Annotated in this window: 24 protein-coding genes and 1 other annotated feature; of the genes, 1 reads left to right on the top strand and 23 read right to left on the bottom strand. The window is 40.9% G+C overall.

Annotated elements, in window-relative coordinates; genetic code table 11:
- Positions 1–11: 11 nt before the first annotated feature.
- The 15 genes from ABFV83_RS03615 to ABFV83_RS03545 all read right to left on the bottom strand — a co-directional run bounded on the left by ABFV83_RS03615 (position 12) and on the right by ABFV83_RS03545 (position 13,129).
- Positions 12–1,229, bottom strand: a complete 1,218-nt coding sequence (locus tag ABFV83_RS03615; RefSeq protein ID WP_349947577.1) for a pyridoxal phosphate-dependent aminotransferase — start codon at positions 1,227–1,229, stop codon at positions 12–14.
- A gap of 68 nt (positions 1,230–1,297) precedes the next feature.
- Positions 1,298–1,552: a binding site (T-box leader), on the bottom strand.
- 81 nt (positions 1,553–1,633) lie between these two features.
- Positions 1,634–2,623 carry a Gfo/Idh/MocA family oxidoreductase gene (locus tag ABFV83_RS03610; protein ID WP_349947576.1) on the bottom strand — a complete coding sequence of 330 codons (990 nt, stop codon included), beginning with the start codon at positions 2,621–2,623 and terminating at the stop codon, positions 1,634–1,636.
- 95 nt (positions 2,624–2,718) lie between these two features.
- Entirely contained in the window at positions 2,719–3,261 is a 543-nt protein-coding gene (locus ABFV83_RS03605; protein ID WP_349947575.1) for a carbonic anhydrase, read from the bottom strand.
- A 27-nt stretch (positions 3,262–3,288) separates the two neighbouring features.
- Entirely contained in the window at positions 3,289–4,251 is a 963-nt protein-coding gene (gene msrB, locus ABFV83_RS03600) for a peptide-methionine (R)-S-oxide reductase MsrB (RefSeq protein WP_349947574.1), read from the bottom strand.
- A gap of 54 nt (positions 4,252–4,305) precedes the next feature.
- Entirely contained in the window at positions 4,306–4,917 is a 612-nt protein-coding gene (locus ABFV83_RS03595) for a CoA pyrophosphatase (protein ID WP_349947573.1), read from the bottom strand.
- A 190-nt stretch (positions 4,918–5,107) separates the two neighbouring features.
- On the bottom strand, positions 5,108–5,704 hold the full coding sequence (locus tag ABFV83_RS03590; RefSeq protein WP_349947572.1) for a DNA-3-methyladenine glycosylase: 597 nt from the start codon (positions 5,702–5,704) through the stop codon (positions 5,108–5,110).
- Positions 5,705–5,765: 61 nt separating this feature from the next.
- Positions 5,766–6,872, bottom strand: coding sequence for a DHHW family protein (locus ABFV83_RS03585; protein ID WP_349947571.1), 1,107 nt, complete (start codon positions 6,870–6,872; stop codon positions 5,766–5,768).
- Between the two features lie 11 nt (positions 6,873–6,883).
- The gene (locus ABFV83_RS03580) at positions 6,884–8,209 is read right to left on the bottom strand and encodes an MBOAT family O-acyltransferase (RefSeq protein ID WP_349947570.1); all 1,326 of its coding nucleotides are present in this window, start codon (positions 8,207–8,209) and stop codon (positions 6,884–6,886) included.
- A 174-nt stretch (positions 8,210–8,383) separates the two neighbouring features.
- Positions 8,384–8,926: a hypothetical protein gene (locus ABFV83_RS03575; protein ID WP_349947569.1), complete on the bottom strand. Its 543-nt coding sequence runs from the start codon at positions 8,924–8,926 to the stop codon at positions 8,384–8,386.
- Between the two features lie 238 nt (positions 8,927–9,164).
- Positions 9,165–9,569 (bottom strand): VOC family protein, encoded by a 405-nt coding sequence (locus tag ABFV83_RS03570; protein ID WP_349947568.1) that lies wholly within the window; start codon positions 9,567–9,569, stop codon positions 9,165–9,167.
- A 171-nt stretch (positions 9,570–9,740) separates the two neighbouring features.
- A complete protein-coding gene (locus ABFV83_RS03565; protein WP_349947567.1) occupies positions 9,741–10,469 on the bottom strand; it encodes an MBL fold metallo-hydrolase in 729 nt (242 codons plus the stop codon).
- A gap of 16 nt (positions 10,470–10,485) precedes the next feature.
- The gene (locus ABFV83_RS03560) at positions 10,486–11,241 is read right to left on the bottom strand and encodes a FlxA-like family protein (protein WP_349947566.1); all 756 of its coding nucleotides are present in this window, start codon (positions 11,239–11,241) and stop codon (positions 10,486–10,488) included.
- 76 nt (positions 11,242–11,317) lie between these two features.
- Complete coding sequence (locus tag ABFV83_RS03555; RefSeq protein ID WP_349947565.1) at positions 11,318–11,677, bottom strand: hypothetical protein; 360 nt, start codon at positions 11,675–11,677, stop codon at positions 11,318–11,320.
- Between the two features lie 127 nt (positions 11,678–11,804).
- The gene (locus ABFV83_RS03550; RefSeq protein ID WP_349947564.1) at positions 11,805–12,104 is read right to left on the bottom strand and encodes a GNAT family N-acetyltransferase; all 300 of its coding nucleotides are present in this window, start codon (positions 12,102–12,104) and stop codon (positions 11,805–11,807) included.
- 47 nt (positions 12,105–12,151) lie between these two features.
- Positions 12,152–13,129, bottom strand: coding sequence for a YafY family protein (locus tag ABFV83_RS03545; RefSeq protein WP_349947563.1), 978 nt, complete (start codon positions 13,127–13,129; stop codon positions 12,152–12,154).
- Between the two features lie 217 nt (positions 13,130–13,346).
- Here ABFV83_RS03545 and ABFV83_RS03540 point away from each other — a divergent pair, with 217 nt between their 5' ends.
- Positions 13,347–15,029, top strand: coding sequence for an FAD-dependent oxidoreductase (locus ABFV83_RS03540; protein WP_349947562.1), 1,683 nt, complete (start codon positions 13,347–13,349; stop codon positions 15,027–15,029).
- A gap of 90 nt (positions 15,030–15,119) precedes the next feature.
- On the opposite strand, the gene ABFV83_RS03535 is transcribed toward ABFV83_RS03540, so the two are convergent.
- The 8 genes from ABFV83_RS03535 to ABFV83_RS03500 all read right to left on the bottom strand — a co-directional run bounded on the left by ABFV83_RS03535 (position 15,120) and on the right by ABFV83_RS03500 (position 22,769).
- Positions 15,120–15,644 carry a GNAT family N-acetyltransferase gene (locus ABFV83_RS03535; protein WP_349947561.1) on the bottom strand — a complete coding sequence of 175 codons (525 nt, stop codon included), beginning with the start codon at positions 15,642–15,644 and terminating at the stop codon, positions 15,120–15,122.
- A gap of 276 nt (positions 15,645–15,920) precedes the next feature.
- Positions 15,921–16,400: a hypothetical protein gene (locus tag ABFV83_RS03530; RefSeq protein WP_349947560.1), complete on the bottom strand. Its 480-nt coding sequence runs from the start codon at positions 16,398–16,400 to the stop codon at positions 15,921–15,923.
- Positions 16,401–16,591: 191 nt separating this feature from the next.
- The gene (locus ABFV83_RS03525) at positions 16,592–18,568 is read right to left on the bottom strand and encodes an FtsX-like permease family protein (protein ID WP_349947559.1); all 1,977 of its coding nucleotides are present in this window, start codon (positions 18,566–18,568) and stop codon (positions 16,592–16,594) included.
- Positions 18,558–19,322, bottom strand: coding sequence for an ABC transporter ATP-binding protein (locus ABFV83_RS03520; RefSeq protein ID WP_349947558.1), 765 nt, complete (start codon positions 19,320–19,322; stop codon positions 18,558–18,560). The genes ABFV83_RS03525 and ABFV83_RS03520 overlap by 11 nt, the downstream gene beginning before the upstream one ends.
- A 24-nt stretch (positions 19,323–19,346) precedes the next feature.
- Positions 19,347–20,153 carry a TraX family protein gene (locus tag ABFV83_RS03515; RefSeq protein ID WP_349947557.1) on the bottom strand — a complete coding sequence of 269 codons (807 nt, stop codon included), beginning with the start codon at positions 20,151–20,153 and terminating at the stop codon, positions 19,347–19,349.
- 185 nt (positions 20,154–20,338) lie between these two features.
- Positions 20,339–20,968 carry a biosynthetic peptidoglycan transglycosylase gene (locus ABFV83_RS03510; RefSeq protein WP_349947556.1) on the bottom strand — a complete coding sequence of 210 codons (630 nt, stop codon included), beginning with the start codon at positions 20,966–20,968 and terminating at the stop codon, positions 20,339–20,341.
- A gap of 131 nt (positions 20,969–21,099) precedes the next feature.
- Positions 21,100–22,110 (bottom strand): sensor histidine kinase, encoded by a 1,011-nt coding sequence (locus tag ABFV83_RS03505; RefSeq protein ID WP_349947555.1) that lies wholly within the window; start codon positions 22,108–22,110, stop codon positions 21,100–21,102.
- The gene (locus tag ABFV83_RS03500) at positions 22,107–22,769 is read right to left on the bottom strand and encodes a response regulator transcription factor (protein ID WP_349947554.1); all 663 of its coding nucleotides are present in this window, start codon (positions 22,767–22,769) and stop codon (positions 22,107–22,109) included. The genes ABFV83_RS03505 and ABFV83_RS03500 overlap by 4 nt, the downstream gene beginning before the upstream one ends.
- Between the last annotated feature and the right edge of the window lie 47 nt (positions 22,770–22,816).

The following is a 22,816-nucleotide window of genomic DNA, read 5'->3' as shown; positions in this document are numbered from 1 at the left end:
CTCTTTTGTCACTATTTCTGTATGTAGCAGGACATGAAATCCGCCAGCTTGTCACATGCCAGTTTCAGCTGGTTTAACTCCGGAAGATAAACGACCCGGAAATGATCCGGTTTTTCCCAGTGGAACCCGCCTCCATGAGTCAGCAGGATCTTCTTATCCTTTAAAAAGTCTAATACAAACCTTTCATCATCATAAATGTTAAATTTACCGGTATCGATCTTCGGGAACATGTAAAAGGCTGCTTTTGGCTTTACCACCGAAATTCCCGGAATCTCATTTAACGCCTGATACGTGTATTCTCTCTGTTCGTATATTCTCCCGCCCGGTACCATCAATTTTTCAGTTTCCTCTTCCATCTCCAGTGCAGCCTGGATCACGGACTGGGCCGGGACATTGGAGCAAAGCCGCATGGAGGATAATAAGTTTATCCCTTCCACATAACCTTTTGCAAAAGATTTATCGCCGCAAAGACTCATCCAGCCACAGCGGTATCCTGCGATTAAATGGGATTTAGAAAGGCCATTGAAGGTAATGGTCAAAAGGTCCGGTGCAAGGGAGGCAATGGATACATGCTTTAAGCCGTCAAAGACAAGCCTGTCATAAATTTCATCTGCAAAAATGATCAGCCCATGCTTCCGGCTTATTTCCACGATCTCCTCCAGAACTTCCTTTGGATACAGGGTCCCCGTAGGATTGTTGGGGTTGATGATGACGATCCCCTTGGTCCTGCTTGTAATTTTGCTTTTTATATCATTGATATCCGGGTACCAGTCTGCCCCTTCGTCGCACGTATAATGGACAGCAGTTCCGCCTGAAAGAGTTACGGATGCAGTCCATAACGGATAGTCGGGAGAAGGGACTAAAATCTCATCCCCGCAGTTTAACAGCCCCTGCATGCTTAACGTGATCAGCTCGCTTACGCCGTTTCCCGTGTATACATCATCCACAGTGACCTGCTCAATCCCTTTTTTCTTACAGTATTTGACGATTGCCCTTCTGGCAGAAAGAAGCCCCTTGGAATCCGAGTACCCTTCTGTATGGGACAAATTTTCATTCATTTGTTTAAGCAGCTCCTCCGGAGCACGAAAACCAAAAGGGGCCGGATTCCCGATATTTAACTTTAATATATCAATTCCCTGGTCAATCATCCGGTTCGCTTCATCCATAACCGGACCTCTGATATCATAACACACATGATCTAACTTACTGGATTTTTCAAAATTCCTCATCACTGCTCTCCTCTTTCTAAGTAATTTAATAGATGAAGGTAATAAAAAAACGCCCTAAACGTCGAAACGTTTAGGGCGAATATACAATCCGTGTTACCACCTAAATTCAGAGAAATCTCTGCACTCTCTACGATACCATCATATCGTGTCCCTGTAACGTGGGAATACGTTGAAGCCTACTAAACCATGTCCCTGGAATCAGGAACATCGTTATTCGGTCCAAAGCTCCGAGACTGCTTCGATATACTAAAATAAAGATTCGCACCAACCATCTTCTCTCTGAAATTCATTGTATATGTACTATTTCTCTTCATTGCCTTTTCACTATTTCCGCAATAATAACACAGGCAGGAGGAATTGTCAATTACTAAAATATTTTAGCATCCCCATAGATCAACCCTGTCTCAAATTTCCTCGTCTGCCGGGAACAGGATTCCTCCCCTGTGCCTTGCAGTTGTCTGGATCTCACTTACAAGCAGGGTGTGGTCCAGAAGCTGATAGCATTTTTCCAGCTCATTGCCGCAGATCATATCCTGAAATTCCATGAATTCATTTATCATCCGGTGATCAAAGCTGTCTTCATTTACAAAGGATTTTGTATCATCATTCATGATGATTTCAAAGCTTCTGCAGATGCTGGCAGGCGTATCCTGATGGATGACCCCTTTCTCCCCCTGGATATAATTTGCAACAGGAACTTTGCAGTCCTTTGCGCCGACGCAGGTGCATTTAAAAGTACCGTAATCCAATATCAGTATCCCGGAAGTATCGATCCCTCTCTCCACATTTGGGAAATATTCCACCTTAAGCGGCCTGCCGAATAACCCTGCAACGTAATGGATGTTATAAATATTAATGTCCATGAGCGCACCGCCGGAACACCCGGGATCAAAGGCAGGCAAAATACGGCCTTCTTTAAAGCTGTCATATCTTCTGGAATACTGGGAATAGTTTAACTGCACGATTTTTATATTTCCCAGGGACGGCAGCAGCTCTTTTATTCTTTTATAATTTGGCAGATAAAGAGTTGTGACCGCTTCAAATAAAAACAGCTTCTTCTCTCTTGCCAGCCCGCTTAATATCTGGGCCTCCTTAAAGGTTGTTGTAAAGGGCTTTTCAACAATCACATGCTTGCCTGCCTCCAGTGCCTCTTTCGTATACTGGAAATGCAAATGATTGGGCAGAGCCACATAAACCGTATCCACATCGCTGTTTAGGAAGTCCTGATAATCCGTAAAAATATGCTTTATATCATATTTTTCTCCAAGCTCCCTTCCCACAGCCTCACTTCTTTTCGTACAGCAAATGGCAGCCAGCTCCACTTTATGGAAACAATGAACGATCGGCAGAAACTCCTTCACAATCATTCCTGATCCAACGATACCTAATTTCATACTTATCACCTCTCAAGTACAATCAAAAGTTTTTATCCCCTTTTGCCTTGCCGTCCAATGCCCACCGGACACATATGGGAACAGCCGGAGGCAGCTTAAATGACCCTTCTTAATTCTCCTGTTACAGAATCTATTACCAATCCGTATACCATGACCTCCTCCGGGACAAAGGGATGGTTGCGTATCAGCTCTACGGACTTTTTGATGGATAAATCCAAATCTTTAAATCCTCCCAGCCATGAATCAAAATCAATGCCATAGTATTTTACCATGTCAATATCCTTTTGTACGATTCCCCGATGTTTCATTTTTTCTACGATTTTCTTGCTGTCCGTATATCTGGCTCCGCAATCAGTATGTCCAATTACAAGGATTTCCTTTACATCCAGTTCATAAATTCCGATCAGCAGGCTTCTCATGGCACTTCCAAATGGATGGGAAATAATTCCTCCGGCATTTTTAATGATTTTTGCATCCCCGTTTCTAATCCCCAGGGCTGTGGGCAATAATTCCGTTAATCTTGTATCCATACAGGATACGATTGCGATCTTTTTATCCGGGAACTTGTCGGTAATATATTTTACATATCCTTTGTTTTCTACAAAATCTTTATTATATTGCAGTATTTCATTAATCATCTTTCATCCTTCTTGTGTATTATTTATTCAGTCCTGGCATGAAAACAGCTTCAGATAATCCCCGTATCCTTCTTTCTCCATATTTTCTTTGGGAATAAATCTTAAAGAAGCGCTGTTAATGCAATAGCGTAGTCCTCCCCGGTCTATGGGACCATCTTCAAATACATGGCCTAAATGGGCATCTCCCAGCTTGCTTCTCACCTCTGTGCGAAGCCTTCCATAGCTCCGGTCTTCAACGTCCTTAATGGACTCTAAATCAATTGGCTTTGAAAAGCTTGGCCAGCCGCAGCCTGACTCAAACTTATCGGTTGACATAAAAAGCGGTTCTCCTGTTGTAATATCCACATAAATTCCATCTTCGAATTTATCAAAGTATTCATTTTTAAAGGGAGGCTCCGTAGCACTGTTCTGCGTTACATCAAACTGCTGGTCAGTCAGACTTTCTCTCAATTCACTCCTGGTTTGTATTTCGTATTTTTTGCTTTTATCCTCTGCCATCCTTGCCTTTTCAAATTTATCCACACCAATATGGCAGTATCCGCCCGGGTTTTTATCCAGATATTTCTGGTGGTACTCCTCAGCCCTGTAATAGCAGGTAAGGGGCTTAACTTCAATCGCTATTTTCTCTTCATATTTTTTCTGAAGCCCATTTATGGAATCCCGGATCACCGCCTCATCTCTGTCATCCGTGAAATAGATTCCTGTCCGGTACTGTGAACCAACATCGCCGCCCTGGCGGTTCACATTTACCGGATTGATCACGTCATAATAAAGCTGCAGCAGATAGGGCAGTCCTATTATGCTGTCGTTATATTCCACCTTCACCGTTTCCGCATGTCCGGTATCGTGGCTGCACACTTCCTTATAAGTTGGATTCTCAGTATTTCCATTGGCATATCCCACCTCCGTAAACAGGATGCCCAGAATATTTTCCAGGTACTTTTCTGTTCCCCAAAAGCAGCCGCCTGCCAGATAAATTTCTTTCTTCATAGGAATCACCTCTCTTGAAAAATATATAAAACCGCCGGTTTCTCTGTCATGGAATCATCTGATATGATATTGCTCCATCAGATTCACCGCCGACTTAATGATCTGTGCCGTCATACCCCATATGATCCAATCTTCATATTTGTAAAATAAGACGTCATAAGTTCCTTTTACCCAAGGGTATTTTTCCCCTCCCGGAATCCATTCATACGGAAAATCCTCCGGCGGCTCTGAGATCAATTTGCTCACAAATCTCTCAGGCTCCTGACTGCGGAAAAAATCCAGTGGTATTTTTATGATCTCATCTACTTCATCCCTGCTGAACGTATCCTGATAATCGCTTATAACGCCAATGAAAGGATGGATCATCAGGTTAAAGGGGGACAGATAAATATCTCCCGGTCCCATCACCTCAATCTGCCGTGGCAATATGTTCAGCTCTTCAACGGTCTCACGTACCGCACATTCTTTGAGGGATTCCCCGGCTTCAAGCTTTCCGCCTGGAAAACAAACCTCTCCCGGCTGGCGTTTTAGCTCATTGGACCTTTTTTCAAATAACAAATAAGTGCCCCCTGAAATACGGATCAGGGGAATCAACACCGCATACTTTCTGAATTTTTCTTCTCCGATAATTCCAGGACGCCGGATTGAAAATTGTTCTTTCTCCAAAATAATGGCCTCCTTCCACTTGTAGATCGGTCCGGGCATGGATTAATCCATAAATCATGTGATAAATGCTATATAAATTTTACATTAATTTTTATATAATAACAATCATTATTCCTACTTATGCGCTATATGATCATCCTATTTCTCCATATCATTGACCGGTAATCGAATGCAGATCAAACCTATGAGCCTATTCGTTCCCTTCTATACAAAACCGCCAAAGGTAGTCTTTTGCTTCCCCGGCATAGTCAATTCCTACACGTTTTGTTGCTATGATATTGAAATTTTCGTCTGTACCTTCCTCAAAATATACCTGATCGCCGCATAAGTCTATGCCGTTAAAGCTTCTATCCAATGATAATGCGATACACAGCTTTCCCGGCCCGTTTATGAGACCCTTTCTCTGGCTTTTAGAAAGCTGCTCATACTCCTTTCCAAATCTCTTTTGGGCCATCAGCTGGATTCCCTCTACTGGTTCGGCAGCCCTTATTAAAACTGCCTGCGGAATCCCCTTCTCCCTTGTCACCACATTGAAGCAGCTGTACATCCCATAGATAAGAAACATATAGACAAAACCGGGATCTCCATACATTACTTCCACCCTTTTTGTCCTCCTTCCGCCGTAAGAATGGGCAGCCTTATCTTCAATGCCCATATACGCCTCTGCCTCCACAATCTTAGCTGCGATCCTCTGGCCTTCCCATTCGTGGACAAGCACCTTTCCCAATATTTCCCTGGCAACCAGGACCGAATCCCTGTTATAGAATTCTCTGTCTAGTTTTTTCATTCCATTGGCCTTCCTTTCGAATGTTAGTGATGATGAATTTTGAAAGCAGGTTATGATCCTCCTATTTGAACATTGCGCTGGAATTTAATACTGAAGTACTGTATACAAAAAGCACGTCCTGATCGTCAAAGGTTATATAATCACCGATCAGGTCACTGGAAATGTAACGTATATCAATCATAGTCACTTTTGAATACCCGTCAAGCAAAAGGGGTGCCAGGCTGCTGCCAAAGGAATCCCGGAATATCACCAGTTCTTTCCCGTCTTTTACGGCAGGATTGCTGATTTCCAAAAGGGCCGCTGCGCCGGATAAATACACATTATAGGGATCATTTCCCGAAAGCTTTTCCATATCATACACTGCTGTGGTTTTTCCTGTCTCCCAATTATATACGGTACAGTCATCTATAAGATCACTGGTAAGGTATTTTAGTTTATCCGGCTTCATCGGCAGGGCGGAATGCCCATAGTATACTCCGTAAAAAGGCCGTTCCACTTCTATTTCCGTATATTCTCCGGTTCTTTCTTTCTCTTCTCCTAAAATACTCCTGATTTTATCCGCCACCCCGGTAAGCCTCTCCTGCTTCCAGTGAATATCCGTCTTATAATAATCATCAATTTCCAGAAGATCTGATATATCGATATACTCCGCAAAGTCTGTATTTGTTTTCATCATTTCAAACAGCTTCGAATAATCCATAGAGGGATAACCATTTGCATTTGAAAGAAAATATCCCTTATCAGGAACAATGGTAAGATAAGCGTTTACATTCCTGCCCTCCATGTATTTTTCATAAAGATACCGAAACTTATCCTCCGCTCTTTCAATGGAGGCTTCATTCAACGGGTATTCCATTTTTACGGCGTACCCATCCTGAATATAGATGCCGTTATTATCCTTCTGCCCCAATGGATAAAACCTGACGTATGCCTTTATGGTACGAAATAAGAACCGGCAGGGAAACTGGTCTTTGGCGTATTGCTCAAAACCCTCCATAAAATCTGCCGTAACCAGGCTTTTAAGTGTAAATTCCGGAAAACCTGCCAGCTTTCTTCTTTCACTGGCGGATATCTCATGGGTTGGTGAAAGCCATGATGAAAGCGACAGAAGAAACCATAGGGTTCCTGTCAGAGTCACTATAATCCGATTCGTTTTTTTATCTTTCATTCCTGCCCTCCTTAAAAGCGAAAATACAGAAATGGATTAAAAGAAGCATCGATCAAGTATGCCGTTGTCAGCAAAAGCAGCAGCACGCATACCAAAGGCTCTGCCCCAGTAAGGAAAATCCCTCCAAATGGCGTTTCACGAATACGGCCTATGACCCTTCTTGGCAAATCAGTGCTTCCTGTTATAGCTATGACAAATATGACAAAATAGCTTCTTAAGTAATAGGCTGACTGGATTCCTGTCAGGGGCAGCCCGCTCATTCCGAACATGGAACGAAGCCGTTCCGCTGATGTACTCAGATCAGGAGCGTCAAATATGACAAAGCTTATTATAACAAGAAGCATGACATACACGTGAGAAATACTATCCGGCATTTTCTTAAGGAAACTGCCAGACCACAGCTTCTCAATCATCAGGAGAAAGGCAAAGAACAATCCCCATATGACAAAATTCCATGCGGCACCGTGCCATAAACCGGTCAGCATCCATACCAGAAAGATATTAAAGAGCCAGCGCATTCTGCCAACACGGTTTCCCCCTAAGGGAATATACAGATAATCCCTAAACCAGGTTCCCAGAGACATATGCCACCTGCGCCAGAATTCAGTAATACTTTTGGAAATAAACGGATAATTGAAATTTTCCTGAAAATCAAAGCCAAACACCTTGCCTAAGCCAATTGCCATATCACTGTATCCGGAAAAATCAAAATAAATCTGTAAGGTAAAGGCTCCTGCATAAAGCCAGTAAAATAAAACGTTTCGTTCCTGGGAATCTGCAAAGATTTTGCACAATTCTCCAAGGGAATTTGCGATCAGGACCTTTTTTGAAATTCCAAATAAAAACCTGCGGATTCCTATGCGAACTTTTAAAAGGCTGTGTTCCCTTTTATCAAGAGCCTGTGCTATATCAGTATATCTTACAATGGGGCCTGCGATCAGTTGAGGAAAAAATGCCACATAGGTAGCCAATGATAACAGGTTCTTCTGGGCTTTTGTGTCTTTACGGTAAACATCTATGGTATAGCTAAGAATTTGAAAAGTATAAAAGCTGATGCCAATAGGAAGAACAACTTTTAACATTGGGGCCGAAAATCCGGTCAGGGAATTGACGTTTGCAATAAAAAAATCGGCATATTTAAAATACCCCAGCATTCCCAGAGAAAAGACCACTGAAACAATCAGCCATCTCCTTCCCCATACCGAACCGGAGTACCGCTCTATGAGCAAACCAAGAATGTAATTCACCAGTATGGATATGACCATACATATAATGTATTCCGGCTCTCCCCAGCCGTAAAATATGAGGGAAGAAAAAAGCAACACACCGTTTTTCATCTTCTTCGGGCATACAAAGTACACACCTATGACCAAAGGCAAAAAATAATATAAAAATGTTATGCTTGAAAATACCATGCTCTCACCCGGCGGCCCTTCTAATTTCTTTTGTCTTTCAATACTTCTTCTGCGGCTGATCACACTGTTAATCACACTGCTTTATTTTAACTGATATTATTTTGTTAATGTTAAACCAAAATCCGTACCGCACATTTCCCTGAAGGCATCCACAATCTGCTGGGAGGTTACGGTATCCTTCATAGTGGAAGCGACCATAACAAGCATTACCAGATCATTGTGGGTAACAATCTGAAGGTCATCTGCCATGACACAAATCCACTTTCTCTGATCAATTCCATCCCGCATTCCCTTTGCAACAGCTTCCGCATCTGCAGCATCATTTACACGGACGAGCACCAGGGAATATGCCTGTGAACTGATAAGCGCCTCGGATACAACGGCTTCCTTTACTTTAGAAGCATCCTCCAGGCCCATGTTGTATTTCACCATGTCCTTGTTTGTTAAATCAATGGCCGTATTTTCCACATTCAGATCAACCTTTGCTTTTTCGTAAATCGTTTCAATGATTGAGGTCAAATCTCCTTTCAGGGCCTCCGGCTCCTTGCCGCTTCCCTCTGACTTCTTGCATCCGGTAACTAAAACCATAAGCATGGCCGCTAATATAAAAATTGCTGATATCTTAATTCTCGTCTTCATAATTATCTCCTTTATCTAACATTAAATTAGTATGAATTTCTCATCAAGTCCCCATAAACTCCATTGCAGATTAAATTCTATTTCCCTTAAATGAAAATCATCCCTTTTGAGGACGAACCTGATTTTTTTAAAAAGCACTGCACCAGAAACTCTTACCTCCTCATCGGCTCAGATAACACGGTGAGCCGGGATGGGAATCTCATGTCCTCAGAAGACTGTTTTTCCATAACAAAGCCCTCTACTTCAATGCCGTAAACATCCAGTTAATGCCATATTTATCCCGCAAGGATCCGTGGAGTGCTGCAAAAAATGACGGGCTAAGGTCCATATAGACTTCACCATCTTGCTTTAGAAGATTCCAGGCTTTTTCCACAAGCTCCCCATCCTTTGTTGTAATGGAAACATACATATTATCGCCTTTTGTGCTTTTCTCAGAGCTGTCGGCACACATGATTTCCATACCGTCAATCTGCAGACGGGCATGGAGAACCAGATTTTTATCTTCATCGGGAATAGGAAAGGCGGGATTTGGCGGCATGTCACTATATTTTCTCATCTCAACAATTTTACCGTTAAAAGCTTTTTCATAAGTTTTAACTGCCTCATCACAGTTTCTGTTAAACATCAGATAATGACCTATCATAAAAAACCTCCTGTTTTATCTGCATCATGCAACTTTAATCCTTGTTATTTTTTACTTTCCCGCTTTAAATATACCATGAAAGCAGAATCCAGCATAGCAAAAAATTTTCCGGCCGGATTTCCCTTGATATGAAAAACCCAGCATATGCGGTTCATATGCTGGGTTCTATGATCATTGGTTCTCCTGGCGGTCCATAAGAGAATGCATGATATTAAGGATATTTTGTTTACTCATTGGTTCAGCATGTCCCATCACGCAAATATCAAAATCAAATCCTTCCATCGACGTAATTAAGGAACGAAGTTTCTCTTTATCTAAGCAGCAGTTATTGTAATAATCCACCCCGACCGCATCTCCAATAAATAATACTCTTTCCTGAGGAATCAATATACATACGCAATCCTCACTATGGGGAGATTCCACATAATGAAGCTCTGCAGTTACATCTCCCAGATCTATTTCCATGGATTCACCAAATGAAAAATCGGAGGTTACCACACGTATATCCGAAAGCTGTGGATATTCTTTGCGGATACAGGTATCAGCAAATTCTATCTCAACCTTTTCTTCCAGTCTTTTTTTCATTTCAGTATCCGTCCATCCCCACTTTGCCATTTCCTCTAATTTAACATTTGTGTTTTTATGAGCAATCGTGATCCCTTCCACTGCATGCATACCAAATGTATGATCCCAATGCCAATGGGTAACTGCTGTAATGCCTGGTTTTTTTAAGCCTTCCTTACACAGAGCTTCATAAAATAATTCAACATGTTTTTGGGAATTGCCTGCGTCTATCATGAAAGAATATTTTTGTCCATTTATATATCCAAGAACCGGCCTGTCGGCCTCTTTATCAAATATGCTGTAAAAAACACGATTTGTCAGTTGTCTGAACTCCATAAAATCCTCCTGAGCATCAACGCCTTACATCTATGTACTGGCCTTTCACCTGATATTCAGACGATTGTAAATACATTGAGTTTGTGTTATCCAACGGCTTTTCGCCATTTGCCTCCTCTATGAAAACTCCATGATTTACTTCTTCCGTCCCCTGTTCATTTTCTTCGGCCTTTGTTTCCTTTTCTTTTGTTTTTTCCAATGTTGTATTAATATCAGAAGCCCGCTTCAACATATTATAAGAGGCATCTTTTATGTGTTCATTCACCTTTGCAAGTTCAGCCTCTTTTTTTTCTGTAGAGCCTCTTCCTCGATCCGTTATTATTTCTCTCTCCAATACACCGGCTCTGCCTTCCATACCGTTTTTCACGGATTGAGTTACGTTTGCCTGCTTTATTGAAGTATCAGCACGAACCATGCTTTGCATGAAATCGGCTCCCACCATCTGGAAATCCTGCTTATCCATATTGGGAGAAACCGTTTCCTGCTTATTAACCTTAGCAGTTGCCTTTTCCCGCTTTTCCTGTTGAATTTCCACTTTTCTTTGGGATAGCTGTTTATTCAAATCCTGAAGCTGCTGCTGCAATTCCTTTTGTCTGGTCATTTTCTGTTCCACAGATATTTTTTCATTATTGGACAGGCTTTGTAGCTGCTTTTGCACCTCATCAATTTGATCCTGAATGGACTTCAGCCTGCTGTCCTGATTTCCGCTATTGATCTTCTGCACCTGACCATAATTGGCTGAATAACCTGATGTAATGTTTGTAACTGTCATGATAAAATCCCCCTATATATTCTTTTGTAAGTATTGCTCATTAATTAATCCCTGCCGGCTTGTAAAACTCCATCGTTTACCAAATGTTTATGTTCTCTGTGAAAACATCATTTCCGTCTTTTCCCGCTACAATCGTCAGCTTTGATGGAATAAAACTTTTCCCTTTATATTCAGGGGTACAGGCATATCCATTTATCTTATGTTGTCTCAATAAATCTTCAACCATATTGTCGTATCTATCTTTTATTTCTACTACAACGGGCGGCACAAAAAGTCTGTTTCTTGCAGATTCTTCTCCATTAAAACGCAATGGCATTAAATACAGTGGCCGTAAAACTCCCTGGTTTGTTAATTCTATTGCTTTTTCATTAGAATCAATTTCTGAAAAATCCGGTTTTGCATTCCTTTTCTGTTTAAATCTATCAAATAATCCCATAATATATATACCTCTAAACCAATATCGGCTTTCTTTTTTATAATATAACCTTCTTATGTCTTTGTTTTGTTTCTAATAAAAAACGAATGCGCGTAACCCCACCGATAAATTAGAACTTAATACATAGCTAGGCCATAAATTCATAATCCATATATTCTCCTGCCACTTCAGGATTATCAGGATTAATCCTTTTTCGTATAAGTTGAAAACCCAAACTTTCATAATTTTTCTGTGCTGGAATCAGACTTTCATTGGTCGTGACAATGATTTTCTTTGCTCCTATTTTACATATCCTGTTTATTGCTTCCTCAAGTTGCAGCTTTCCATAGCCATTTCCTTTGTGTTTTGTTCTGATGCAGTTATGGCCGATTTCTGCATATGCAGGCATATTGCGTGGGTCCCAAACGATTATTCTCTTCATAAACATTGCTGCAAGATATCATTTAACTTTGCCTGCAGTTTGCACTCCCCGATTTATTCCATTTTAGGTATAATTTGATAATACTCCATTAGCTCCGACGCAATGGCTGCCAGTCTTTTTTTCAGGCTCTCAGGTTCTATGACCTGAATGGCCTTCCCATAGGATAAAAGAAAATATGGCACATATCCATTCATTACTCTGTCATCAAATAAAAAAACAGCCTGATTTGAAGTCCTCTCTTTCAGATGATGGCCTAAAAACCAGTGAATGCACAAATCGTCCAGGGCCTCTGACCTGCCCTTGATCACGACTGAAACTGCCTTGTCCTTATCCGCCAGGTCAGGCAGAAGATTCCGTAAAAAGAATTCCCTGGCGGAAAAGCCTTCCGGCCGTTTAAAAGTCATTTCCGTCCCCTTTATCTGCAAAATCCGTTCAGCCCGGAAGCTGCGGATTTCATTCCTTAAGTGGCAAAATCCGATGGTATACCATTTATTGTTCCAATAGATCATGCCGTAAGGATCAATCACCCTTTGCCTGGATTTTTCCTCACGGCTTGTACGATATTCAATTTCCACGGAATACTCGTTTGCCACAGCCCTCTCCAATTCTACCAATTTCAGCTTAACAGAAGAATCGATATCACGGTTTATCACTTCAAAACCGGTTAAATGCCGCTTGAGAATACTTTCCTGTTCCCGGTTTGAATACATTTTCAGTTTTTCGGTTGCCCTGCTTAATGCCTCATTGAAAGGGTATCCCGCTTCTTTTGCAAATACGGCGGCATGGAGAATTGCCTTTTGTTCTTCAACATCAAAAAATAAAGGCGCATTGATAAAATCATTGAGCAGGCTATACCCGCCATTCTGACCTGCATCGGATACAATCGGTACTCCGCTGGCACAAAGCGAGTCAATATAACGGTAAACAGTCCGTATATTGATCTCCAGCCTTTCCGCTATTTGTTTTGCAGTAATTTTTGCTCCTGAATTCAGCATCCAGAGAATTGCCAGCATATTATCGTTTTTAGACATAACCTAACCTCTTCTACTCCCTTTTTTACAATTCGTCATTAGAATCACAGCCCCGGTATTTATCCTCTGTTATTAATTTACACAATAAATATTAAAATTACAAATAGAAAATCAATGATCTTTGCCCCGGCTTACAGCTCATGGCCGCCCTATTTTGTTATATTAAGGGAAGGTTTCCAATATATTACTACTGTAATGATATCACGAGGTATAATCAATGGCTGTTCCATTAAATCAAGTAGTAAACCCTACGAATGAACAAAGGCACGAAATGATCAGAAATTCATTAAAAACGGCTGGCCGGCCGGAAGATTACGAATATATTGTTAATTTACTGAGTCCTCCCTCGGATATCACAAGCTATGCAGCGCCGGGAGAACTGAAAGGAGTAAGAATCGGCGTCATGGGAGGAGGTCTTGCCGGCTTATCCGCTGCATTCGAGCTTCGTAAGCTGGGAGCCGACATTACAATTCTGGAAGCCAATGACAATAGAATCGGAGGAAGAGTTTATACCTATTATTTTGATGTGGAAGGAAAATACTACAATGAATTCGGTGCTCACAGAATTCCGGTAACTCATGAAACAACCTGGCACTATATGAATTTGTTTGGACTTAACACCCTGCCTCTGTCTGTAAGGCAGCGCAACAATTTTTTATACGTACATAATACCCGTTTGAGAACATCAGACTCCATCCAGCAGATGCTTTATCCCTTATATGACTTGACTCCTCAGGAAAGAAGCACTCCCTGGGCAGAGCTTGATGATTATGCCTTTTTGTATCTGATGATGCAGCTCCCGCCTGATATCAGATCAGAGCTGATACAGATTTTACCGGAATATTCTCCGGAATATCTGGCTCTCACAAACTATACGGTCCGGCAGACTTTAGAAAATCTGGGATTAAGCCAGGGAGCCATCAATCTGATTTCAGGGGTCAGTCCAGGTACCGGTGCTCTGCTGAATATCAGTTATGATGAAATCACCCAAGAGGAATACACCCTTGATTACCGCAACACCTATACCATTGAAGGCGGAATCGTAAACCTGCCATATGCCTTTCTCCAATCCTTTCTGGCAGACAATCCGCCCCAGTATCAGGATATTCCGGTTTCCCAGCTTGGCACGGTTACTTATCGTCCCGGCCAGACGGTTACAGGCATTTATCAGCCACTGAACAGCAGTCAAATAATCCTGGCACACCGTAATGTGAGGAGTCTTAAGAGAACTGCCGATGCTTTTGATTACGTTGTATGTACGATTCCCTACTCCACCCTGAGGGAAGTTGAAATCAAGCCATTTTTCAGTAACCCTAAGATGCAGGCCATTTTAGAGTTCAACTATATTAATTCACAAAAAACACTTTTCATGTGTAACAAACGTTTTTGGGAACAGGATACGGATTACGGACGAATGGTGGGAGGCTTTTCCCAGACAGACCTGCCGATTCAGGCCATCTTCTATCCGGGAGATCATATTCTCTGCCCCGATGCTTCCTCCTGCTCGCCATATGAACCCGGGGTGCTGGCAGCTTCCTATAATTATCATTTAAATGCAACAAGAGTGGGGAACATGGAAGAATCACTCCGGTATGAACTTATAAAGGAAAATGTGGAAGAAGTTCACGGAGTGCCAAGGGGATTCTTAGATTCCATTGTAGAAGACCATAAGACAGTGGTGTGGGATAATCAGCCCTATAACCGGGGCGCTTTTGCCGCTACGCTTCCAGGTCAGAAAAAATTATTTGCCTATGAAATGCTGAAACCTGAATTCAATCAAAGGATCTACTTTGCCGGTGAACACCTGTCCACAAAGCATGGCTGGATGCAGGGGGCATTGTATACCGGTAAGGAAGCCGCTAATCAGCTGGCAAATTCGTTTCATAGCCAGTTTTCATAAAATTATGAATTGGCAGAGGTCATGCTGCAAAACCAGGGTGAGTTTGTTTTGCAGCACAACCTTTCCCTGCTCCATCGAACGATTAAGTTGTCACTTAAGAAACAGAATCATAACTTTTACCGTTTGTTCTTTATTTCCATAGGTCATTTTTACCCTGTTTACTTCAATATATCCCATCTTACACCAAAACTTATATCCTCTGTGGTTCTCTTCTACCACCCCAATCCGTAACGCTCTGCCATGTTCTTCTAAAACCCAGTCTTTTATAAAATCATGCAATCTTCTTCCCAAACCGCTTTCTCTTACATTTGGGTCCAGCATAAGTAAACCTATGATCCATTCCCCGGCTGCTTTATAATCTTTAACTATATCAATTACCGCAATTAAAACACCATTCTTATTATAAACTCCAAAATCATACTTATCCTTTGGTGTTTTACCCGGCGGCAAATCAAACAAAATGCTGTTTCCTGCATCTTTTTCAGGAGGCCTGCCTTCCGTTAATTCAAAGAAATCCGAACATCTTTCGCAAAAATCTTGTACTTCAGACTCATCCTTTCCCGTCAATAAACGGATATTGTATTCATGTTGTCCTATTATTTTATTTCCTATCAAAAGTAACCATCCTTTCCTATATTTCAACAAAAAACAGGTCTTTGTTATGTTTCAGGGATATAAAAAATGTGCATTTTATTGGAAGCATCCGAAGGCAGGGCACAGCATTCCATGTGCATTGATCAGGCAGTATCATGCCGGTCAAAACTGCCGGCATGAAGCCTTTATCAGTACCATTCCACCTTTGTGCTCAAAACCAGTCTCCCAAAGCTCATAAAAAGAGAGCCAGCGAAATCCTCCATAGGTTGCAATTTTTACATAAAATTCATCTTCGAATTACTCATACCCCACAAGCATGAACCAATGCCAGACCAGATCCTTAAAATTAACATTTTTATGCCGCAGCAGCAAGAAAGGGATTGGGACTCCCTTGTCAATCCGGTTTATGATCTCCATGGCTGCTTCCTTTGCAGGAACCTTTCCCGGGCAGCCTGTCAGCTGTATATCCTGATCAGCCACATCTTTTAAATATTTATTAAACCCGTCCATAAACAATTCCAGCGTATTGATTCCCTTAAAGCGGGGCTTTAGATAGGGCTTCATTTGCTTGGAAAAATTTATATAATCTTCTTTATCAAGTCTTTGTATATCATAGGGATACAGATGGGCTTTATTGTCATGGAGTGCCATATTGATGCAGGCATCGCATGCTGCCGCAGCCCCACAGCCTCCCAGATGCATCATTGGGTCCCGGAACCAATCCTGATTTCCGCCAAAGGAATCTCCGACTCTAAAATAGGGCAATTCTTTCTTCATCTTTTCTCCTTACTTAATTTATACTATAGAAGAATTATAGTACCAGTATTATGTTTCGTAAAGAAAAACAATGTTTTACAGATAAATCACTGCACAGACTGCGGAAATAGCAGCATTGCAGACTACATGGGACATGCAGTTGATATTCCAGGCAATATAAAAAGTCCATGTTTATCAAAGGAAAAACACATTTAATAATGATCCCTTCTTAAAATATGTTTACACCCGATATAAGTCAATCCAAAATAAACGCCATAGATGACAAGGACAAATATTGCCGGAATAAGGACGCTGTCCATCACATTCACATGTTCGAAGCCCTTCATTAAATCATTTACAGCCGTAAGCCCAACAATGGAATGAGCTATGCCAAGCATAAGAGGCAGTAAAAAGTAACTTAGTATTTGTACAAACAATGCTCTGTCCAGCATTTTCTTTTCAGCCCCCAGCTTCCTTAACAATGCATAACGTTCCTTATTATCCGCTGCCTGGGCAAGCTGCTGGATTGCAAGAATTGCCGCGCAGGCAACCATAAACACAATGCCAAGATAAATGGCTAAAAAGGATATAATGGCTTTCATGGCAATGGATGAGGCGTAGATTTCTTCCCTGCTTGAATAGTACCAAAAGCCTTTTTCCTGATAATCCTCGCTGTTACTATATTGATTTAGCTTTTCCTGAAGTTCCTTTGATCCTTCCCCTGTTTTGCATGTCATGTTAAGCACTTGCTCCTCAGACTTTTCAAGGATTTCAGAGAACGCATCGTTTACAACAAATGTGATACCGGAATCACTGTTGGAAAGCTTTATGTTTTGTACTTCCCCCTTTGGCTGGAGAGTTTTATCTCCAAGAGTAATTGTTACATTTTTATCAAGAAATTCCTGTGCAATATGCTGGTAAATGTCACCGGAAGCAATGATGAAATACTCATTTCCAGGAAGATCGTTTTTTTCCTTTCCCTGCATTTCTAAAAACTTCTGATAATCAGAAAACGTAACAAAATTAAGAGCACGCTTGCCCATATCAAAGGACAGGGAAGAAAAATCTACCGGAAGATCCCTGAAACGAAGGTCACCGCGGTAAATACTATATTCATGGCTAATTGCATCAATATCTTTTATTTCCCAAGGCAGGCTTTCATATATGGTCCCATGATTCCCTTCCTCATTGCTGCCATAAAAGCTGACATCATAAGGCGCAGTATTTTTTAAATCTGCCGACAGAATATTTTTCATGCTGTAACCGGTTGAAAAAATACCGATTACCAAAAGCAATACAATGCTGACCACGGATATGGATATGAAATTTGTGTTGATCTTACTGGTAAGCTGACGGGTCACAAACATGGTCAGGTCTTTATAATACAGCTTCTTATTTGATTGTACCAGCTTTGTAAGGATTCCCGAAAGAGAAAAGAAAAACAGTAACGAACCAACCGTTCCTAAAATGATAGAGCAAAGGAAAATACGGTTAATATTGATAATTCCATTTTTCAAAACCAGTACATATGCGGTTCCTAAGAAAACAATGGATACCAGGAAAACCAGCACAGATACTCTGGTACTTCTGATTTTAAAGCTTTCATTTTTTCGTCCGCCATAAATTAAGTCAATCAGTTTATACTTGCTTACTGCAATTGTATTGAAAATAATTACCGTTAAAAAAATAACTGCGAAGTAAAGGGTGCTTTTTACCGCTGCATCTGGTGAAAATATGAATTTATAGGCGGTCATATCCGCCTCAAATATTTTAGCAGTAAACACAGACATAAACTGGGAGCCGAAAACACCAATTACCAGGCCGGCAATTAAAGCAAGGAGTCCCATGAGAAATGTTTCAAATACAAAAATGGAAGATATTTTACTTTTGCTCATGCCCAGGGTCATGTAAATACCCATTTCCTTTTTACGGCGCCTGATGAAAAAACTATTTGCATACACGATCAAAAAACCCAGGATTACTGCAACGAATACGGAAATGACGGATAATATCTTTCTAAGTGCAACCATGGAATCGGTCACTATTTCCGTCACTACCATAATCTCCTGCTGTGCATAGATGGAGTTAAACATATAAAAAATAGAAACGCCAAATACAAGAGTAAAAAAATATACCGTGTAATCCTGCATGCTTTTTCCGACATTTTTAAAAACAAGCTTACTCAGCACTTAAATCACCTCCAAGAAGGGCCATAACCTCCATAATCCGGTCAAAAAATTCCTTGCGCGATTCCTTTCCCCGGATCAGCTCATTAAACAGCCTGCCGTCTTTGATGAACAAAATGCGTTTGCAATAGCTGGCGGTAAAAGCATCATGGGTCACCATCAAAATAGCGGCATTGATCTGTTCATTAAGATTTTTAAAGCTTTCCAAAAGCATCTTAGCTGACCTGGAGTCCAAGGCCCCGGTAGGTTCATCAGCAAGAATCAGGCTTGGATTGGTAATGATGGCTCTTGCTGCGGCTACACGCTGCTTTTGGCCTCCTGACATCTGATACGGATATTTATGCAATACCTCTGTGATGTTTAAAAGGGAGGCAGCCTGGTGGATCCGCTCATCCATATCTCCTGCCGGAGCTTTCATTATTGCCAGGGCCAGGGCAATGTTTTCATGGGCAGTTAAGGTGTCCAGAAGATTAAAGTCCTGAAAAATAAAGCCAAGCTTTTCACGTCTGAACTTTGACAAGGCTTCCGCTTTCATCTCAGTCACATCCGTTCCGTCAATATAAATATGACCGGAAGTCGCATCATCAATGGTGGAAACGCAATTAAGAATGGTGGTTTTTCCGCTTCCCGACGCCCCCATGATCCCGATATACTCCCCTTCCGTAACAGTAAAGCTGATATTGTCAACAGCCTTTGTAACATTCCCTTTGTTACCGTAATATTTCTGAAGGTTTTGAACCTTTAAGATTGTATTCATAGTGTCCATCCTCTCCTCTGGTATTTAAAAAATAATATTGGCTAAAATCGCTAAAATATAAATATGGGCCGGATAAAAGCCATAAAAGAAATATTTCATTCCACGGCCCTTCTGCTTATTGTAAAGCAGCATAAACGGCAAAGCAAATACCATATACCACTGAATATTATGCAAAAACATACTTTCCACACCGACCTCGGGATTATATCCCATTACAAAGAGCAAAAGGCTGAGCAGAAAATAAAAGATACCTATTTTCTTTTTATCCTGGTTGCATAAATATAATCCAACGCCTAAACCTACCAGCACAAAACCGCCTTCACAGAATACGATGGAGGGAACAAAGGTCATTATCCATTTTCCTATAAAGAATAAGTCTGGATTAGATATGGTCATAAAAATTATGATACTGCTGAAAACAGGAACAAGCATTAAAAATATATATTGCAAAAACGGACGGTTCTCTTTCCTGCATATGGAAATCCGCTGAATACTGAATATGATCAGGCATATTATAAATAACGTAGAAAAAATATTATTCATGATAGCCCCGCCATTTGGCAATGGGAAGTAACTCTCAATCAGCGTATTGCCAAAAATCATAAATACAGATCCGGCCCACAAACGCATTAAATATTTTACCGGATTTCTTGTATACCTCATACCATTGGCCGTGGCAAAAATAAACAGAGGGGCTGATAGTCTGCCCAGTATTGTAAACCACATGGGAATGGGTAAAACACCTACAAAAGTATAGTGAATATGGTCGAATACCATCAGCACCAAAGCTATTATTTTAATCTGAAAACTATTGAATCCTTTTTGTATCATTTATGATCTCCTTTTCTTTGTTTAACTTATATTTATTATAATTTCATCCGCCGCTGCAGCGCCATTGATTTTGCTTACAGGAAACGAACATTTTTGTCACTTTTCATTATTCCATAAAAGCAATGAGCAAGGCGCCGTAAAGCGGCATTTGGCCAATGCCCCACGATAACAGACCCTTACTTCCATTATACCGGGATTCCTTTATAAGCATTAGGGTTGTAGTTATTTGGACTTTTAATCGTCCATACAAGTGCTTTGATCTGGGTGTTTGTCAGCTCGAAAGGCTCAACACCGTAATAATGATTGGCCGCCTGTTTCAGTCCATAACAACCCTCCCCATAGTAAGCGATATTACAATAGAGTTCCAGAATTTCATCTTTTGTAAGTTCTCTTTCAAGATGAACAGAAACAAATAGCTCTGCCACCTTCCGTTCATATTTCTTTTCAAAAGAAAAGTACATATTTTTTGCAAGCTGCTGGGTAATGGTGCTCCCCCCTTGCACAAAGCTTCCCGCAATTATATTATTTGCCATGGCCCTTGCCGTGGCAATGGGATCAAAGCCAAAATGATAATAAAAACGTTTGTCTTCGGATTGTAACACCTGCGCTTTGTATTCTTCCGGTATCTCATCAAATGTGATATAACCATCCTGCTGTTTAAGTTCCTCAATTCTATCTGGCACACTTATGGTTTCAGTTGCAGCCTTGTACATTTCATATCCGGCAGAAACCATAGGAGATATTTTTACAATACCCATAAGGAAGCTGATGACAGCAAGTGACAATATACTGATCATGATTATTTTATTTTTCATCAAAATTACTCCTTTCTTGGTTTGCTTCCTCAGTATAGCAGGGAAAGAATTATGGAACCATAGATTTTACTTACGGTAAACGAACAAATTTGTAAGATAAAAGGGCTCCGCTTCAAAAAAAGCGGAACCCTTTACTGCAGGAAAGACTGTCTGTCTTTTGGAAATGTTATTTTAATTGTTGTACCGCAGCCAACGGATGACTGGGCTTCTAATCCCAGATACATCTTTTTACAGAGTTCCCTGCACAGATATAGCCCGATCCCCGTAGACTTTGCGAATGCTCTTCCGTTTTCTCCCGTAAATCCCTTTTCAAATACCCTTAAAAGGTCGCTTTCAGAAATACCAATTCCGTTATCCCGGATAAAAAGAATAATATTTTCCTGGTTTTCTGAAGCAAAAAAACATAGAGTCAAAGCATCCTTTTTATATTTGATACTGTTTGCAATAATCTGTCCAATAATGAAATCAAGCCACTTTTCATCGGCATAAACCGTATGATCAAGATTGTCCAGTTTCACCTGTGCGCCGCACCCTATCAGTTGTTTGGAATGTTTCTTTACAGCAGCCTTCACCAAGCTATCAAGGGAAAGCCTTTTAATGCTGTAGTCGGACGCTACATTTTTGCTTCGGGCATAATAAAGTGCCTGTTCTATATAAGAGTCCACCCGTACCGTTTCCTCGGATATTCTCTTTGTTATGTCATTGCGGTTATTTTTACAGATAAGATCAATGCAGGAAATTGGAATCTTTATCTCGTGGATCCATGTTTCAATATATTCCCGGTATTCATCCTGGGATATCTTATAGGAGGCAAGCTCATCGTTCATGGCTTTTGTAACCTGTTTAAGAACCGCACATAGTACTTCTGCTTCAGCAAAATTAGGTACTTCTAACAGGGAGGCAATATACTGCTTCTGATCCATTGACTCCAGTGTTTTATTTAATCTATTGTAATATCTGCTGCGGACCAGGTATTCGTATGCCAGCGCACCGATGGAAATTATAACAACGGTCATGCTGATAAGTATAATGGCATAATGGCTGATATGGTAGATATCTAACAGCAGCACTAAAAAAACAATGATAAAGCCTTGCGCCAGTAAAAACAAAATCTTATCTTTTAAAAAGCCTGAAAACTTCATATCATATACCCTTGACCACGTTTGGTCTTTATTAAATCTGCAGCGCCTATTTCTTCCAGTTTTTTGCGCAGACGGTTGACATTAACCGTCAGTGTATTGTCATCCACAAATTCATCCGACTGCCAGAGCTCATCCATCAATTCATCCCGTGAAATGATGCTGTTTGCGTTTTGCATTAAAACAGAGAGAATACGCAATTCATTTTTCGTAAGCTCGGCCTCTTTGGTTTCGTAATAAACTGTACTTTTTGCCATTGACAATGTGAAACCCTTATATTCTATTTCTGATGAATTATTTATCCGGTTGGTGCGTTTGAGTATTGCCCCGATCCTGGCAAGCAGGATCTGAATGTTATAGGGCTTTGTAATAAAATCATCTGCCCCCAGGTTCATGCTCATCAGTTCATCCATATCATTGTTACGGCTTGTCACAACCATGATCGGCACGTCTGATATCTTGCGGATCTCCCGGCACACGTGATACCCATCATAATAAGGAAGATTGATATCAAGCAGAATCAAATCAGCATTGGATCCCGTTGCTTCCGAAATAATATCTTTAAAGTTATCGCTTGTTTCACAAGAATAATTATAGCTTTCAAGCAGCGAAATCAATTCTGTTCTCAGAACGATATCATCTTCTATGATAAACAGCTTCAAATTGAATTTACCTCCCAAACTCCTATTTATCTTATTGGTATTATACC

The organism is Lacrimispora sp. BS-2 (assembly GCF_040207125.1).
Lineage (GTDB): Bacteria > Bacillota > Clostridia > Lachnospirales > Lachnospiraceae > Lacrimispora.
This window is presented reverse-complemented; position numbering and strand designations above follow the sequence as displayed.

What these genes read in the sequence shown, in the direction of transcription:
- ABFV83_RS03615 (WP_349947577.1), bottom strand. Translation starts at nt 1,229, where the DNA reads ATGAGGAATTTTGAAAAATCCAGTAAGTTAGATCATGTGTGTTATGAT.
- ABFV83_RS03610 (WP_349947576.1), bottom strand. Translation starts at nt 2,623, where the DNA reads ATGAAATTAGGTATCGTTGGATCAGGAATGATTGTGAAGGAGTTTCTG.
- ABFV83_RS03605 (WP_349947575.1), bottom strand. Translation starts at nt 3,261, where the DNA reads ATGATTAATGAAATACTGCAATATAATAAAGATTTTGTAGAAAACAAA.
- msrB (WP_349947574.1), bottom strand. Translation starts at nt 4,251, where the DNA reads ATGAAGAAAGAAATTTATCTGGCAGGCGGCTGCTTTTGGGGAACAGAA.
- ABFV83_RS03590 (WP_349947572.1), bottom strand. Translation starts at nt 5,704, where the DNA reads ATGAAAAAACTAGACAGAGAATTCTATAACAGGGATTCGGTCCTGGTT.
- ABFV83_RS03585 (WP_349947571.1), bottom strand. Translation starts at nt 6,872, where the DNA reads ATGAAAGATAAAAAAACGAATCGGATTATAGTGACTCTGACAGGAACC.
- ABFV83_RS03580 (WP_349947570.1), bottom strand. Translation starts at nt 8,209, where the DNA reads ATGAAAAACGGTGTGTTGCTTTTTTCTTCCCTCATATTTTACGGCTGG.
- ABFV83_RS03575 (WP_349947569.1), bottom strand. Translation starts at nt 8,926, where the DNA reads ATGAAGACGAGAATTAAGATATCAGCAATTTTTATATTAGCGGCCATG.
- ABFV83_RS03570 (WP_349947568.1), bottom strand. Translation starts at nt 9,569, where the DNA reads ATGATAGGTCATTATCTGATGTTTAACAGAAACTGTGATGAGGCAGTT.
- ABFV83_RS03565 (WP_349947567.1), bottom strand. Translation starts at nt 10,469, where the DNA reads ATGGAGTTCAGACAACTGACAAATCGTGTTTTTTACAGCATATTTGAT.
- ABFV83_RS03560 (WP_349947566.1), bottom strand. Translation starts at nt 11,241, where the DNA reads ATGACAGTTACAAACATTACATCAGGTTATTCAGCCAATTATGGTCAG.
- ABFV83_RS03555 (WP_349947565.1), bottom strand. Translation starts at nt 11,677, where the DNA reads ATGGGATTATTTGATAGATTTAAACAGAAAAGGAATGCAAAACCGGAT.
- ABFV83_RS03550 (WP_349947564.1), bottom strand. Translation starts at nt 12,104, where the DNA reads ATGTTTATGAAGAGAATAATCGTTTGGGACCCACGCAATATGCCTGCA.
- ABFV83_RS03545 (WP_349947563.1), bottom strand. Translation starts at nt 13,129, where the DNA reads ATGTCTAAAAACGATAATATGCTGGCAATTCTCTGGATGCTGAATTCA.
- ABFV83_RS03540 (WP_349947562.1), top strand. Translation starts at nt 13,347, where the DNA reads ATGGCTGTTCCATTAAATCAAGTAGTAAACCCTACGAATGAACAAAGG.
- ABFV83_RS03530 (WP_349947560.1), bottom strand. Translation starts at nt 16,400, where the DNA reads ATGAAGAAAGAATTGCCCTATTTTAGAGTCGGAGATTCCTTTGGCGGA.
- ABFV83_RS03520 (WP_349947558.1), bottom strand. Translation starts at nt 19,322, where the DNA reads ATGAATACAATCTTAAAGGTTCAAAACCTTCAGAAATATTACGGTAAC.
- ABFV83_RS03515 (WP_349947557.1), bottom strand. Translation starts at nt 20,153, where the DNA reads ATGATACAAAAAGGATTCAATAGTTTTCAGATTAAAATAATAGCTTTG.
- ABFV83_RS03510 (WP_349947556.1), bottom strand. Translation starts at nt 20,968, where the DNA reads ATGAAAAATAAAATAATCATGATCAGTATATTGTCACTTGCTGTCATC.
- ABFV83_RS03505 (WP_349947555.1), bottom strand. Translation starts at nt 22,110, where the DNA reads ATGAAGTTTTCAGGCTTTTTAAAAGATAAGATTTTGTTTTTACTGGCG.